The sequence below is a fragment of the Arcticibacter tournemirensis genome (assembly GCF_006716645.1).
Lineage (GTDB): Bacteria > Bacteroidota > Bacteroidia > Sphingobacteriales > Sphingobacteriaceae > Arcticibacter > Arcticibacter tournemirensis.
Genome location: NZ_VFPL01000002.1, coordinates 167,189 through 184,163, shown reverse-complemented (window position 1 = coordinate 184,163; position 16,975 = coordinate 167,189). Strand labels below are relative to the sequence as shown.

The window sequence follows — 16,975 nt, the reverse complement described above, 5'->3', positions numbered from 1 at the left end:
TAGAGTAACACAAAGCTTATTCATAGTTTTAGATAATTATCATACAATGCACCGTCTGTTCGAATGCGTTGGTTTACACGGATTTATATCTTTGATATGAAAATGCACAGAATATTATTGCATGCCACGCTTTTTGTTACTTTTTTGATCCAGAGTGTTAACACCGCTAAGGCGCAAAATGGCGATCAGATATTAGATGGAATTGGTGAAACAGGATTGAGCGCACGTTATGTGTTCAACGGAGATGTGAAAGACTGGTCGCGTAATAATTTTCATGCGAAAGCCCATGGTGCCGGAGTTAACTTTGTCAATGATAGCCGCTTCGGGAAAGTTTTGTCGCTCCCGGGAGATAATTCTTCCTTCGTTACACTTCCGGGTGGTGTATTTACAGATATAGAATCGCTAAGTATATCGTGCTGGGTATACATGCGCTCAAAGCAGGCCGGCCAGCGGCTCTTTGATTTCGGAAAGGATGCTACCAGGCATTTTTTTGCCGCACCTCTGGGGATCAAAGCCCAGGCGGGCTTCTATGCTGTAATCTCCACAGGAGGGGATAGTAAAAATGAGGCGGTGGCTCCGGCTATAGAAGTGAATAAGTGGGTCCATCTTTCGATAGTTATAGATGTCCCATCAAAATATATGATTACGTACGTGGATAGTAAGCCTGTGGCTCAGACTAAAAACATCCCTCTGGAGTTAACAACGGTGTTTGGTGAGCGGTCGGAGGAGAAAAGACTACTGTATATCGGGAGATCCTTATTGCCGGGAGAGCCCGGACTTGCTGCCATGATCCATGATTTTCGTGTGTATCGTGTTCCGCTGAGCAGACGACAGATTGCCGGAATTTATAACAATTCACCAGGCGGCATCAACGAAAATACAGTAAACACAACTGCTAAGCGTGAGGATGATCTGCCAGCATTTCCTTCGGGCCGGGCGCAGCTCTATAATACTTATTTAGTTAATGTGCCTGACGTGCAGGTAGAAACCGAAGCGGGAAGTTTGCCGCGATTACCCGGTTATATACGAGGTACATACCAAAGCGGAAAGAAAGGCCCTGAAGTACGTGTGATCTGGCCTGCGGCAATCGACAATACCGCCGTTTTGAAACCGGGGCAATATACTGTTACAGGGCGTATTGCGGGAACGGCTTTTCAACCTAAGGCGCTGGTAACTGTAAAGGAGCCTGGTAAATCAGCCACGCCCGGTTTAAAGCTGGAGACTTTTGCACTGGACAGAGTTTCTCTGCAAACTGATGCTCATGGTCATGCAACGAAGTTTATCGAGAATCGTGACAAATTTATCAAAACACTGGCGCAGACAGATCCTAACTCTTTTCTCTATATGTTCCGCCATGCCTTTGGTCAGAAACAACCCGAAGGAGCAAAGCCTTTGGGGGTATGGGATAGTCAGGATACCAAATTAAGAGGCCATGCTACAGGACATTACCTTACAGCAATAGCACAGGCTTATGCCAGTACGGGTTATGACAAGACACTTCAGGCGAATTTCTCCGCAAAGATGGAGTATATGGTAAATTCGCTTTACGAGTTAGCACAATTATCAGGAAGGGCTAAAGAAGCAGGTGCCCCGTATGTGTCTGATCCTGCCGCCGTGCCGCAAGGCCCCGGAAAATCAGAATATGATTCAGATCTCAGTAACACTGGCATCCGAACTGATTACTGGAACTGGGGAAAGGGGTTTATCAGCGCTTACCCTCCGGACCAGTTCATCATGCTGGAAAAAGGGGCGAAGTATGGAAGTCAGAAGAGCCAGATTTGGGCACCCTATTATACATTACATAAGATTTTAGCTGGCCTGATAGACGTTTATGAAGTGAGCGGTAACAAAAAAGCGCTTGCGATAGCTACTGGTATGAGTGACTGGGTATATGTACGGCTAAGTAAGCTGCCGACTGAGACACTGATAAAGATGTGGAATACGTACATTGCAGGGGAGTTCGGCGGCATGAATGAGTCGATGGCTCATCTGTACCGGATCACTGCTAATCCCAATTATCTCAAGACAGCTCAGTTATTCGATAATATCAAAGTGTTCTTCGGCGACGAGGCTCATTCGCACGGACTGGCCAAAAATGTAGATACTTTCCGTGGCTTGCACGCCAATCAGCATATTCCCCAGATAGTAGGGAGTATCGAAATGTACCGTGTATCGCAGAATCCCGAATATTACAAGGTAGCCGATAATTTTTGGTACAAAGCGGTCAACGATTATATGTACAGCATTGGAGGAGTAGCAGGAGCACGTAATCCCGCCAATGCTGAATGTTTTATTGCTCAGCCGGCAACGCTGTATGAAAATGGCTTCTCTGAAGGAGGGCAGAACGAAACCTGTGCTACATATAATATGCTAAAATTGACCGGCGACCTGTTTCTCTTTGATCAGCGTGCAGAGTTAATGGACTACTATGAGCGAGGCCTCTATAATCATATTCTGGCTTCTGTAGCTAAAGATAGTCCCGCCAATACCTATCACGTGCCCCTCAGGCCGGGATCTGTTAAACAATTCGGTAATGCTGATATGACAGGCTTTACGTGTTGCAATGGTACCGCAATAGAAAGTAGTACCAAGCTGCAAAGTGCCATTTATTTTAAAAGTAAGGATAATCAGGCGCTTTATGTGAATCTTTATATACCCTCGACGTTAAAATGGACGGAGCGAAAGGTGACAGTTGAGCAGACAACAAATTTTCCGGAAGAAGATAAAACCCGTTTGACTATCAAGGGTAGCGGAAAGTTCGATATACATGTGCGTGTGCCTGGCTGGGCAACCAACGGGTTTTTTGTAAAGATTAACGGTAAAGAACAACAGCTCCATGCTCTGCCGGGCAGTTACCTGAAAATAGCCCGTTCGTGGAAAGATGGTGATATTATAGAATTGAAAATGCCCTTTCAGTTCCATCTGGATCCGGTTATGGACCAGCAGAACATAGCCAGCTTGTTTTATGGACCGATACTGCTGGCCGTCCAGGAGCCCGAAGCAAGAAAGGAATGGCGTAAAGTAAGCCTGGATGCCGACGATATAAGTAGGTCAATAAAGGGCAATCCCCAGCAACTGGAGTTCACCATTAATGACGTGGTTTTTAAACCATTTTATGAAACTTATGGTCGTCATTCAGTCTACGTGGATGTTACGTTAAAATAGGATTTGAGGATTATCGCTTAGAAATTTGTTGTGACCTGTAGCGCAAGTGCTTTTTCATGCGTTATTATGGAACTAACAAACTGACAATCTTAAAGAAAACACGATTATGCGACCAAACCTGTACCTCCTTTTTCTTATTACGCTTCTGTCTTTCACAGCATGCAAAAAGAGCGACATTGAACATGAGAATAGTTTTGAGGGAAGTTTTAAAGCCTGGAAAAATTTCAGAGAGTCGAGTAGTAATTCATATAGGTATGTTGTTACTGGCGGAAGCTGGACTGGTTACTCCTGGCAGACAACATTGACTGTGATACGAGGAGTAGTGACGCGCAGGGACTTCCGGTATAACGCTTTCAATGATATCCTTCGGCCAGCGGGGGGCTGGGATGCGGAAAGCCGGGAGAAAATACTGGCTGCAATGAAAGTGACCGCTGCCCAGTTTGCAGAGAGATCCGGAAGGGAGCTGGAAGATGTACTGGAATGGAGCGAAGAAGAGGGTGATCTAGGCAAAAATATGGAGACGCCTGCATCCTCTTTAATGACATTGGACGAAGTTTACGACAAAGCCAAAAATGATTGGCTCAAGAAAAGAGAAAACGCGAAGGTTACTTTTGAGACGAATAATAATGGCCTTATTTCTTCCTGCGGCTATGCAAAAGACGGGTGTCAGGACGACTGCTTCAACGGGATAACAATCTCTTCCATTGATGCTCTTTTAGTCGGTATTGATTAAGTATCTTAATAGGAAAAACGACCCATATATATCAAATAGTTTTCCAAAACAGCATACACAGTTATTCAAGGTAGGTTGTTGTATGTTCGTAAGGGCATACGTCAATAAGATAACAATACGGGTAGTTTTCCTAAGATAATACTACTGGCTGTATTGCTTAGTTGCCTAATAATATCTTTATTTCTTTTGACAAGTAGTTTCTAACTTAATAGTAATTGTAGTACCCCCATTATTGGAAGTGACAGTTGTATTGCCGCTTTTAAGATACGCATCCAGCGTTGTCTGATTCCATCCGCAGTTTTCTACAGTCATCGTAGTTACTGTCGGCTCTATTCCATTAATTAAAGAAGTTTCTTTCATTGTGCACTCTACACAAAATTCTTTTTTTTCTGCCTCATCCTTGCTACAGGAAGCAGTAACCATAATAACCAGTAAAGGCAAGGAAATAAATCTTAGGGGTCTTTTCATTTATGTATAAATTTATAATATGCGTATTGGCTATATTTCTGTGAAAAAAGTTATGATTGGTACATCCAGGGTTTTGGAAATGAGATATAACTGATATACGCTGGTGTTAATTATTCCGCGTTCGATCCGGCAAATCTGGGAATAATCCAGTCCTGCTTCTAAGGCTAGCTTTTCTATAGAAATCTGTTTGTCTTTTCTACAGCTTCTAATGTTGCTTCCGATTTTTTTAATTATGTCTTCTTTTTGATAAGGCATCGTTCAAAAGTATAAGTAACTTGGGTTTTAAATTATAGCAGATCTGCCCTGCCTGAAAAAAATATCCTCCCTAAGACTCATATTAAGATCACGTAAGTTACACAAGTATTCAAAAAATACGTGGCAAGTTAATTAATAAAATATAGGTCAAGTTTAAAAGCAAGCAGATCTGGTCACAGTTATGAGCTTTCAAACCAGACAAGCCTTTAAATCAGTAAAGAAAATAATTCCTAAGCTCTTAGGGGGCACCCTATATCACGTCCGACATAACAAATAAGAAACAGGAGTAAACTTTGCCATGTCAGCATATATTGCAATTGAAATTGTTCGTAAATACCTGGCGGGCACCTCGTCGCCCGCAGAGCATTGAATGCAATGATACCAAAATTATATTCCGTAGTTGATTAGTCAGGTTTATCCTGACCATTTAACTATGATTGCAAAAAAAAAATGCTTATTTGTCTATCAGGATAGATTATTTTTCATATCATTGTAGTCAGGTTTAACCTGACCATGCAACTATGAGAAATAAGTACATCTCTACACAGTCAAATGAACTCCTGTCATACTTTAATGAACAGGACAGGTTTTGCTTTGGTTATGCAGAGGCTTTCAAGGCTTTACCCGAATCAGGCGAAAGTGCAGTAAAGGAATTATTAAGCGATATGACCAAGAGGGGGCTTTTAATGCGCCTAAAAGAGGGCGTTTATTATATTATACCCTACGAACAGGATGCTGAAACATTTATGCCTGACTGGCACCTAATACCGGAATTCATCGTAAAAGATGCCCAATATTATATTGGCTACTATTCTGCGTTGCAAATTCATAATTTGATTACACAGCCATCCCTGAAAGAGCAAATCGTGGTTTCCAAACAGCTTAGGCCTTCAGTAATTAAGATTAAAAACGTTCCCTTTCAGTTTATATACCATAATCCGGACCATTTCTTTGGTATGAAAAAGATTTGGATTGACAACTTTCATAAAGTACAATGTTCAGATCTTGAAAAAACAGTTATCGACTGTCTTTTTAAGCCTGATTATGCAGGAGGCATCGTTGAGATTGCAAGGGCGATTGGCATTTCTGCAAATCAAATTAAATTTGATAAGCTACTGGAATATGCAAAAAGGTTTAAGTCACAGGCAGTTATCAAGCGGCTTGGTTTTCTCCTGGAGCTGTTAGAAATTGATAACCCGATTATAGAAAAATTATTAAAGGAGAAGACGGCCTCTTATGTTTTATTAGATACTGAACTACCTAAGTCAGGAAAAATGATAAGCAGATGGGGTATCCAACAAAATCTGGAAACAGAAACCATTAAATCAGCTATTTATACATGATTAAACCCGGAGAAATACAGCAAAAAGCAAGAGAAGTCGGGGTTCGTGACCAACAGATAGAGAAAGACTATATCCTCTCCTGGATATTAAAAGGTGTGTCTCAACATGACCAGCTTTCAAACATCATGGTATTCAAAGGTGGCACTGTATTAAAGAAAATCTATTTCGCAGACTATAGGTTTTCAGAAGATCTTGATTTTACTTTGTTAACCAACGAGATCACCAATGCACAAATATTTGCATGGTTTAAAGAAGCATTTGAATATATCCGGGACGAAGCAAATATTCCCCTTGAAATAATCGACAATAACGAGCATGAAGACGGCGGGATAAACTTCTATATCAGTTATGTAGGGCCATTGGGTGGACAAGGCAATAATAAACGGGTAAAAGTGGATATTTCCAGAAGCGAAAAACTTGAATTTGAACCTGTCTTAAATCCTGCTTTTATTGATTATACTGATTTAGATGAATACAACCTACTATGTTATCCACTCGAAGAAGTATTGATTGAAAAGCTACGCTCTGTAATGCAGCGTATGGCAGCAAGGGATTTCTACGATATATGGTATTTATTGGTAGAGCATGGAATGGAAGCTGATTTTTATTTAGACGAGTTTAGAAAAAAATGCGCAAGCAAGGGATTAAATCCTACAGATTTTCATAAGAAGTTAACAGAACGCCTACCCCAATATAAAGGCCGTTGGAAAAGTTCTATGAGCGAACAGATAAAAGACTTACCTGAATTTGATAAAGTAGAACGCGACGTATTAAGACATGTAAGGAAAATAAATTTTAATGATTAAACACGATCAAGTACTGCAGTAATTAATAATCAGTTAGTATAATGATATTAGATAACGAAAATGAAAATTTAAAAGTCCATGAGTGGATTGCCTCTTATACGGAACAGGGTAAATTAGACATTGTAACCGGTTATTTTACTATCGGTGCGCTTGCTTGGCTTTCAAAAACTGTTAACGATAAAATTTCAGACTTTAGGCTTGTACTTGGAGATATAGTAAATGTTGATTCAATAGACAACCGACCTCTAGACTTATTAAATGAAAACATTAGCATTGAAGCATCTCTCAAACTAAGCAGCATATCAAAAGAAGCAGTTGCTTTTTTAAAACAAGACAAAGTCGTAGCAAAAACTTTAGAGCCGAATTTTTGTCATGCAAAAAGTTATTTGTTTAATCCTCTGAACAAAGATGATCGAGCGAAATATTTTATTTCTGGAAGTTCAAACCTTACAGAAGCTGGAATCGGACTAAAGCATACGAACAATATTGAATTGAATATTGCTGAGACAGGCAATAGCAATCAATATAAAGAACTTGTAGAATGGTTTGAAGCGCTGTGGATAAGACCACAAGCACATAAGGAAAAGACTTTGGTCGCTCCTGACGGGACCAAATCAAAGATTGATTTCAAACAATACCTTATAAATGAAATAGAAAAGATTTTCATCACATACACACCGAGAGAACTTTACTACAAGGTGCTCTTTGAATTATTCGGCAATCAACTACTAGAAACTGAAAACGACCCTGATTTTAACAGACAAATTGGTCGCTTGGAAAACTCTATAGTTTATAACACTCTTTATGAGTTCCAGAAAAAAGGTGTACTAAGTTTAATTAGAATGCTCCAAAAATATAACGGGGCTATTTTGGCTGATGCTGTAGGTTTGGGTAAAACATGGAGTGCTCTTGCAGTGATTAAATTCTTTCAACTTCAAGGACGTGAGGTTTTATTGCTTTGTCCCAAAAAGCTAGACCATAACTGGAGAAGATATTTAAAGCATCAAGATTCACGTTTTGAAAAGGATCAATTTGACTTTTTTTTGCGATTCCATACGGACATGCACGAAGAGCGGGTTGAAAAATACATTGACAGAGCTGACAAATACTTTACTAATGACAAGCCAAAGTTGATTGTCATTGATGAAAGCCACAACCTTAGAAATGACAAATCAAACCGTTATAAATTTTTACTCGAACGAATACTTAAAGAAAATGAAGATATAAAGGTATTGTTACTATCAGCCACGCCTATAAATAATTCACTAAACGACATCCGCAATCAATTCAAACTGATGTTACAAGGTGATGTTGGTGGCTATGAAGAAACCTTGAGCATCAGAAATTTGGACTATACTTTCAGAACAGCACAAAAAGTGTTCAACGAATGGCGGGAAGAACCAAGACCGAGAATTAGTGATTTCATCAAAAAGTTACCAGCAAACTTCTTTACGCTTACTGATTCATTAATAGTTGCCAGAACTCGAAAGATGATTGAAGGGCAGCAAACAGGATTAGCCTTTCCGACTAAGTCAAAACCTGTAAATCTTTTTGTTACACCAAGTCAATTAGGAAATTTTGAGTCTTTCGAAGAATTATTTGACCATTTCCCTCCAATGCTTTCGGGATATCAACCTTCATTTTACTTGGAAGAAGAAAACGAAGAAGAAAAGGACATACTTCATGATGAAAGACAAAGAGACCGCTTCTTGGTTAAAATGCTGTATATCTTGATGGTTAAGAGATTGGAATCATCTTGGTTTTCATTTCAATCAACAGTCGAAAAAATTAAGGACCATCACCAAAATGCTTTGGATAAAATCAAAGCATATCAGGAAGGGAGAGGCAATAGTAAACTAAATGAAAAGAATGAAAACCTTTTTTATGATGATAACTTGCAGGACGATTACGAAGAACTCACATTAGGTAAAAAGCGGAAAATCAATCTTTCGGATATTGATGCAGCAGGAAACTTGGAGAACTTTAAAAAGGATTTAAAAAAAGATCTAGATGCACTCGGAAACCTGTTTATCAATCTTCAAAAGTTTGAAAATAAAATCCAGAAAGAAACTATACGTCCTGGAAATCTAAATTCATCAGATGACAAACTTCAAGCATTGATAGCTGAAATAAATAAAAAAAGAGCTTCAGGTGAGAATAACAGTAACCTAAAAGTTGTAATCTTCACCGTATATCGTGATACCGCTCAATATCTTTTTAATCAATTGAAAAGTCGTGGTTTTGATAAGTTGGCTTTGGTTTCAGGTACCGGGTCACAAACCAGCGATTCAGAAGAGGAAACTAAAAACTTTGAGCCTATCTTGGAGCGCTTTGCACCTTTCACCAAACTTTTCAAGGAAAAAGAATGGGACTTTCATACAACCCAAAAAGGAATAGAAGCATATCATGAGTGGATTACTTGGATTGCACAAAACCATCCAAAGACATATACCAAGGTTCAACAATCGATTGATATCCTGATTGCCACCGATGCATTGAGCGAAGGGCAAAACCTGCAAGATGCTGACATGGTAATTAATTACGATATCCATTGGAATCCAGTAAGAATCATTCAACGATTAGGTCGTATTGACCGTTTGGGAAGTCCAAACAAGAAAATATTTGGCATCAACTTCTGGCCTTCAAACAATATTAATTCTTATCTAAATCTTCAAAAGAGAATTGAACATCGAATGGCCGCTATGAAATTAACCGGGTCAGAAGTAGATGAAGCATTTTCAGAGACGTTTCAGGAAATGGTTTTTGATGAAAGTTTAGACCAACGAATGAATAATCGGATGATGGAACAGATGCAAGTCACCTTAGAGGATTTAGATGGTGAAAAAACATTTGGCTTTGATCATTTATCGTTGGAAAAATACAGGCAAGATTTACTGGAAGAGTTCAATAAAGATAAAGCCAAATATCTGCGGATGCCTAAAGGCGTTTATACAGGTTTTAAAGCCGATACCACTGTCTGTGCAGAAAACGGTTTGATTGCTTTGCTGGGCTATCCGGCTCGACCTGCAAAAGCACCACAACATGCATACACAGTTTTTGACCTCATTTACATCAATGAACAAGGCAAATTAGTTTTGCTAAACCAGAAAGATGTACTTGATGCCTTAACCCATCATAAAGATAAAGACAGATTTGTACCCGATGCTGTGGATAAAGGCGATGATAAAGCTATTCAAAAATTGGTAAATGCCATTAAAGCATGGTTGGATAGTCAAGCCGCAGAAGAACAAATACAAACAGACGGAAGTACTAAAAAAGTAATGGGCACAGAAGCAAAAGACCTTTTGTCAAAATTGAGAAAGGGGGATAAAGAAGCCTTATCAAGAGTAAGGCAAAACGTCAGAGTGGATGAAAAATTCCAACTGGACAATTTCGATTTAATCACTTGGTTTTTAGTAACAGCATAGGTATGAGACTTCAGATATTCAATCAGGTTAATTTACTTCAGGCACTCAAAGCGCTTTTCAAAGACTTGAAGGTGCCCATGAATTATGTGGCAGACGAACCCACTACAGCCAAGGAAATCCTCAAAGACACCTACAGGGACAATGACAATTTCCAACTCATTGATGATGTGTATTTCGTAGGTATGGTGGACGATGCTGCCTTTGAAGGCAATAAATCTTTGGATGCAGAGAAAATAAAATCCGACTATGACGGTATTCTAATTTTCGGGGTAACGCTTAAAAACAGACCCAACGGACTACTCCCTACCCGTTCGCAATTGGCAGAAATTTCAAGAGCGTTTAATCGTGAGTTTTACTACACCCCTGTGGTGGTGATTTTCAAATATGGAAACTATTTAGCCTTTGCTAATACCGAGCGTCTAAAATACAAGCAGGAATGGCGTGAAGGGGAAAAAGCCGGAAAAGTAAGCTTGCTGCGTGATATTCATATCGAGAAACCTCATTCGGGTCATGAACGTATTTTAGCAGAACTGCAAATTCCTATCACTGGAACTAAGAAAGTGGATTCTTTCGCTAAACTCTATGTCTATTGGCAGGAAGTATTCAGCGTAAGCCTGCTCAACAAAAAATTCTATCAGGAACTTTCTAATTGGTATTTCTGGGCTACTCAACATGTAACCTTTCCGGGGGAGCCAACTATAGCAGATGCCCATACAAAAAAGGCCAAACTGGAAGACCTGCTACAGGAACATCGGGCAACCAATGTAATACGGATGCTTACCCGTTTACTTTTTGTTTGGTTCGTCAAAGAGAAAAAGCTGATTCCCGAAGAACTTTTTGAACTGGATGCTTTACAAAAAGATATTTTGAATGAAATTGCTCCTTACCATCAGGTTGGTTCAATGTTTTCTGAACGTAATAAACAAAGTATCTACTATAAAGCCATTTTGCAAAACTTATTTTTTGCTACGCTCAATTGTCCCATTGAAGGCGACAGTTTGGACAAACGTAAGCGGGGCTTCCGGGGGGAAGGTTATGGCACACACCGAGGCATTGATTACTTGATGCGTTATAAGCAGTATTTTAAAAACCCGGATGCCTTTTTAGAAAAACTGAACCAAACTGTTCCATTTTTAAACGGTGGTCTTTTTGAATGTCTGGATGATAAATTCAACAACCTCTATATTGACGGCTTCTCTGACCAAATGACCAAAGGCAATCAACTCATTGTGCCCGATTACCTCTTTTTTGGCGTGGAAGAAGAAACCGACCTGAGCGACATAGTAGGTATCAGCGATAAAAAGTATAAACAAGCTGCTGTAAAGGGACTGATTAACATCCTGAAATCTTACAAGTTTACCATTACCGAAAACACCCCGATTGAAGAAGATGTGGCACTTGACCCAGAACTATTGGGAAAGGTATTTGAAAACCTTTTAGCAAGCTACAACCCCGAAACCAAAACAACCGCTCGTAAACAAACAGGCTCATTCTACACCCCGCGAGAGATTGTAAACTATATGGTGGATGAAAGTCTGATTGCTTACCTCAAAAACGCTATTCCTGATTGGGGCGGCTTGGATGATGAAACTTTAGATAAGGAACTCCATGTCTTGACTTCATTTGATAGCAAAGTGCCTTTTGCCGACAATCCCACATTGCAGCGAAAAATTATTACAGCATTAAGTACTTGCACCATTCTCGACCCTGCTTGTGGGTCGGGTGCTTTCCCTATGGGAGTATTGCAGAAAATGGTGCATATTCTGCAAAAGTTCGACCCAGATAATAAAGTTTGGAAAGAAGTTCAATTAGAAAAAGCCCGCAAGGAAAGTGAAGCGGCATTTGAAATAGAAGACAAACAAGCCCGTGAAGAACGATTGCTGGAAATAAACGAAGCCTTTGATCAAAACATCAACGACCCAGACTACGCCCGCAAATTGTTTCTAATAGAAAACTGTATTTATGGGGTAGATATACAGCCTATTGCGGTACAGATTTCCAAACTTCGATTTTTTATTTCACTTGTTGTGGAACAAAAGCCAAGCGACAAACCTGCGAACAACTTTGATATTAGACCACTACCTAACCTTGAAACGAAGTTTGTAGCTGCAAATACTCTCATAGGTATCAAAAAAGATGGTGGTTTATTTGAAACGGATGAAGTAAAAAAACTTGAAAACGAGCTTAGGATTGTTCGACACAAAATATTCAGTCTTAAATCCAAAGAAAGAAAAATTGTATGGAGAGAAAAAGATAAGGAATTGAGAGAGAGACTATCCAATGTTTTAAAGAACCAAGGTTTGCCTTTAGAAACCGCTGAAAAATTAGCAAATTGGGATCCTTACAACCAAAATGCATCTTCGCCATTTTTTGATTCGGAATGGATGTTTGGGATTAAAAATGGATTCGATGTTGTGACTGGCAATCCACCATATAAGCAAATATCAAAAGGATTGTTTAGTGTGGAGCAATTTCCCTACTCTGAAGGCAAAGACAAAGGGAAGCAAAATTTTTATAAGGTATTCGTTGAAGCCTCTAAGAATCTAAGCACTAAGGAAACAGGTATCGCATGTATGATTGTTCAAAGCAGTTTATTATGTGACCTGTCATCAACTCACACAAGAGAATTATTATTGAGTAAAACCACCATCGAAGAAATATTAGAATTTCCCAAAACTGCGCCCACAAAAGAAGGACAGGTTTTTGAGAATGTTTTACAAGGCACGTGTATCTATCGTTTCACAAACAGGAAACCAACTAAAAGCCATGAATTTAAAATTTCTATTAATAACGATGTTACAACACTAGAGAGAATTAAATATGAATCAGTAGTTCAAAATTCACTTTTTGAATTATACCCTGATACCTATTACATACCCTTAGTAAATGAAGGTGATTTTAATGCAATGCTTTTAGCCAAAAACTCCACACAGCCGCTTAATAACTTTATTCAAAGCATTAATCAGGGAGACCTAAATTTAACAAGTTCAAGTGATTTTTTCTCTAATAGAAATACCGGCATAAAACTATTTCGTGGTAAAAATATCCAGAGATATCATTTAATTAATGAGGTAGATGAATATATTATTGAAGGCTTTAAAAATGATAAAGTTAATTTCAATAGGATACACAAGTTTCTTGTTTGTCAAGAAATCACAGGTACTACAGATAAATACAGACTACATTTTTGTGTAACAAAGCTTAATCAGAATTACCTCTTTGGCCATACCGCCAATAAAATATTAGTTAAAAAGGACTATTTACCAGAAGCTTTAGGAGTTATTCTTAATTCAAAATTTTTAGACTGGCTTTTTAGAAAAACCTCGACTAACAATCATGTGATGGGTTATGAAATTATACAGTTTCCCATACCAATAAAGTTTAGAGAATATGATGATCTGCTTAAGGACTTATATTTTATAATGAATCATATTAATACGGATAGAAGGTCAAATAATACAGCTTTTGAGCAAACAATTAATGGTGTAATTTTCAACCTCTACTTCCCCAAACACATGAGAGAGCGTGGCATCGATGTTTTGGAGTTTGTGGAGCAGGAGATACAAGAAGTAATGCAGGGCCGGGATTTTGAAAAGCTAAATGACCCGGAAAAAGAGCAAGTAATAGAAGCCCTGCATGCCACATGGGGCCATCCTGATAATGAAGTCCGCAACAGAATCAAGTTGTTTGCTGTGCGTAGCCCGGAGATTTTAAAACCGATATTGGAAAGCTAATGAAGAAGATTAAGGAAATAAAAATCCAAAACTTTAAGGCTTTTCAACGAGAGCAGGTTTTCTCTGTAAACGGAAAGCACGTTTTGGTTTACGGTAATAATGGTTCGGGAAAGTCCTCTTTATTTTGGGCATTGTACACACTTTTGCAAAGCAGTATCAAGGAAGATAACGGTGTACAAAAATATTTCAGAAAATATGTTGCTTCGGATAAAGCGACGCACCAAACCTTGAAAAACGTGTTTATGGAAGACAATGAAGAATCCTTCATCAAACTCACTTCCATAGACACTGAGACTAAACATGAAGAAACATTCACCATTTCTCACGATTTAATTAATACAAATGATGATGCCAATACACTGATCCAGGAACTCAACATAGCCAGTGATTTCATTAACTATAAGCTATTGCATAACTTTTATAGGGCTTCCCATAAACAAGAAGTAAACCTTTGGCCAGTTTTTGAGCGGGATATTTTTCCATTCTTGACCGAAGGCACCCAAAACTGGCTGGATGTAATTATCAAAGCCCCAACACTTGATGTTCCAAGAACGCCAAAGGGTGCGGTTGCATCACGTAACAGAAAGCAGCTTTACATTGACCAAATTGATGCGTTAAATGAAAAGATTCAAAATCTTCTAAATGAAATTTCCGGTCACGCTAATAAATTTTTGAAGGATCATTTCTTTGAGGGAAAAGACGTGATTAAGGTGTCCTTGAGTTTTGATAAGAAGTTTAGATTTGACTTAATTCGCAACAGAATTTGGGAAGACAATAAACAAGGACATCGCTTTGATGATTTACACATTAAACTAGGTGTTGAAATTTATGACGACACCATCCCGGAAAAATGGAGAGCCATTGAGCGAGTTCAGTCTTTTCTGAATGAAGCTCAATTGACCAGAATTGCCATTGGTGTTCGCATTGGTGCATTGCGAACAAGGCCTTTAGCAAGCGCCAGATTCAAAATTTTGGTTTTAGATGATATGCTTATCAGTTTGGACTTATCTAACCGCATGGACGTAGTTCGCATTATTCTGAACAAAGAAGAAAAGGAAGACCTAAAATTCTTTGATGGCTTTCAGAAATTCATCCTCACCCATGACAAAGGATTTTTTAACCTGATTCGCAGAAATACCGATGAAGAGGAATGGGTATACTTCAATTTCAGCAAGGATGAAAAAGACAGCTCAGCCCCCAAAATTAAAGAGGACAAAACGCCTCTTCAAAAAGCCATCAAAAACTTTGAAGAAGATGAATTTGATGCTTGCGGAAATGAGCTAAGAAAGGAAGCTGAAGCTATATTAACCGAGTACCTCGACCCGGATATGAAAAAACTGAACGGAGATTTTGAGACCTTAAGTTCTAAATTGGAGAAGGCATTTAACCAGTTGACAGGCCAAAGACACCAAAAATTCACACAACGTTTCTTGCTTGACCTGGACTTAGCCAAACTCAAGAAAATCAAGTCCGACTATTCGACAGACGGCACTTTGACACCGGAAGAGAAAGCAAATCTTGACAGTATCAAGATCCGACTATTTGATTTCCTGATTGAGTTTAATGAAAAGAAGAACAGAAAAGAATTACTTATCACCGAGACCAAAGACATCTTGGACAGAATCATGAATGCCGCATCACATCATTCAGAAAATCCACTGCACCGTGAAGAACTGAAAAGCGCAATAACGAAAATGGTTGAATTAAAGGAACATTTGAAGCATGATTAGGCAAATCTTGATAACACATGTATCGCGAATTGTCAAGATCGGCAGAATAAGTTAAGATGATACCTTAGTTGTAATAGCCACTACTTGATCTGACAGTTGGGTGTTTTTAAAAATTGTCAGAGGTGCTCTTCGAATATAACTTATTTTCTGCAAATCCCTCAGACGCATTTTGTGGCTTACCCTCCCAGATGTGGCTTAAGGAGGGATAAGCCACAAAATGGTCTTCCTTCAGTGTTTCTAACATCTTTTGTCTGGCAAGAGGAGTGCTGTCTTGGAATGTTTGCATAGGTGTTTTTCCGAAGCAGTATTTCCCTGAATGAGTACGCTCCTGATTATAATAATGCATCCAGCGGTCCAGATCATGTTGCAGCTCCTGAATGCTTCGGTAAACTTTTTTCCGGAACGCGATAGCATAGAACTCGTCCTGTATCGTTCTGTGGAAGCGTTCACAAATGCCGTTGGTCTGCGGGCTCTTGGCCTTGGTTTTACTATGATCGATGTCTTCTATAGCTAAATACAGCTGATATTCATGCTGTTCTCTGGCTCCGCAATATTCTGTCCCCCGGTCTGTCAGCACTCTGAGCAAACGTAAGTCATGTTGTTCAAAGAAAGGGACCACCTGGTCATTGAGCATATCGGCGGCAACCAGCGCATTCTTTCTGTCATATAGCTTGGCAAAAGCAACCTTGGAGTAGGTGTCAATAAAGGTTTGCTGATAGATATGGCCAACACCTTTGATATTCCCGACATAGTAAGTATCCTGTGCTCCCAGATATCCAGGATGGTGTGTCTCAATTTCTCCCTGTGCTTTTTTTCCTCTTTGGCCCGTTCCAGAGCAGCTAACTGTGCCTCCGTTAAAACGATCCCTTCTTGTGCAGATCTTGCTTCCAGTGCTTTTAAACGCAACTTAAACGTGTGAAGATCGTGCCTTAACCAAACACTGCGTACGCCTCCGGGAGATACGATGATGCCCTTTTTCTTTAATTCGTTGGATACCCTTAATTGTCCCAGGGCCGGTTGCTCTATGGCTAGCTCAACAATGGCCTTTTCTATATGTTCCTCCACCCGGTTCTTCAATACCGGTTTCCTTCTGGATATTTCCTGCAGGGCCAGCTCTCCTCCCTGCTCGTATAACTCTTTGAAACGATAGAAACTATCCCGGGAATAGCCCATCACTTTACAGGCTTTTGATACATTCCCTAAATGTTGGGCTAACTCTAGTACTCCTAACTTGTTCTTGATGATTTTCTCTTGTGTTGTCATAACTCAAATCTGTTTTTCAGTTGTTAATTTATTGCAACTGTCAGATTAAG

9 protein-coding genes and 1 pseudogene are annotated in these 16,975 nt (G+C 39.3%); 7 read left to right on the top strand and 3 right to left on the bottom strand.

Translation table 11 applies throughout. The features are described from left to right. The first annotated feature begins 102 nt into the window (after window positions 1-102). Together BDE36_RS22345 and BDE36_RS22340 are read left to right on the top strand one after the other, a co-directional pair. Window positions 103-3,165, top strand: a complete 3,063-nt coding sequence (locus BDE36_RS22345) for a beta-L-arabinofuranosidase domain-containing protein (RefSeq protein WP_235904206.1) — start codon at window positions 103-105, stop codon at window positions 3,163-3,165. Window positions 3,166-3,271: 106 nt separating this feature from the next. Continuing rightward, window positions 3,272-3,898, top strand: a complete 627-nt coding sequence (locus BDE36_RS22340; protein WP_141816754.1) for a hypothetical protein — start codon at window positions 3,272-3,274, stop codon at window positions 3,896-3,898. 177 nt (window positions 3,899-4,075) lie between these two features. On the opposite strand, the gene BDE36_RS22335 is transcribed toward BDE36_RS22340, so the two are convergent. Continuing rightward, window positions 4,076-4,366, bottom strand: a complete 291-nt coding sequence (locus BDE36_RS22335; RefSeq protein ID WP_141816753.1) for a hypothetical protein — start codon at window positions 4,364-4,366, stop codon at window positions 4,076-4,078. Window positions 4,367-4,396: 30 nt separating this feature from the next. After that, window positions 4,397-4,621 carry a helix-turn-helix domain-containing protein gene (locus tag BDE36_RS24385; protein ID WP_141816752.1) on the bottom strand — a complete coding sequence of 75 codons (225 nt, stop codon included), beginning with the start codon at window positions 4,619-4,621 and terminating at the stop codon, window positions 4,397-4,399. 521 nt (window positions 4,622-5,142) lie between these two features. Between BDE36_RS24385 and BDE36_RS22325 the strand changes: the two genes are divergently transcribed. From BDE36_RS22325 to BDE36_RS22305, 5 genes are read left to right on the top strand one after another with little or no spacing between them, the layout of a single operon-like run. After that, window positions 5,143-5,964 (top strand): type IV toxin-antitoxin system AbiEi family antitoxin domain-containing protein, encoded by an 822-nt coding sequence (locus BDE36_RS22325; RefSeq protein ID WP_141816751.1) that lies wholly within the window; start codon window positions 5,143-5,145, stop codon window positions 5,962-5,964. Then, window positions 5,961-6,770, top strand: coding sequence for a nucleotidyl transferase AbiEii/AbiGii toxin family protein (locus BDE36_RS22320; RefSeq protein ID WP_141816750.1), 810 nt, complete (start codon window positions 5,961-5,963; stop codon window positions 6,768-6,770). Before BDE36_RS22325 ends, BDE36_RS22320 begins: the two co-directional genes overlap by 4 nt. A 41-nt stretch (window positions 6,771-6,811) precedes the next feature. Next, window positions 6,812-10,198, top strand: coding sequence for an SNF2-related protein (locus tag BDE36_RS22315; RefSeq protein WP_141816749.1), 3,387 nt, complete (start codon window positions 6,812-6,814; stop codon window positions 10,196-10,198). A gap of 2 nt (window positions 10,199-10,200) precedes the next feature. Then, entirely contained in the window at window positions 10,201-13,932 is a 3,732-nt protein-coding gene (locus tag BDE36_RS22310) for an Eco57I restriction-modification methylase domain-containing protein (protein WP_141816748.1), read from the top strand. Beyond that, window positions 13,932-15,662: an AAA family ATPase gene (locus tag BDE36_RS22305; protein ID WP_141816747.1), complete on the top strand. Its 1,731-nt coding sequence runs from the start codon at window positions 13,932-13,934 to the stop codon at window positions 15,660-15,662. Before BDE36_RS22310 ends, BDE36_RS22305 begins: the two co-directional genes overlap by 1 nt. A 238-nt stretch (window positions 15,663-15,900) precedes the next feature. On the opposite strand, the pseudogene BDE36_RS22300 reads toward BDE36_RS22305, so the two are convergent. After that, a pseudogene (locus BDE36_RS22300) lies at window positions 15,901-16,925 on the bottom strand (IS481 family transposase); the annotation flags it as partial. Between the last annotated feature and the right edge of the window lie 50 nt (window positions 16,926-16,975).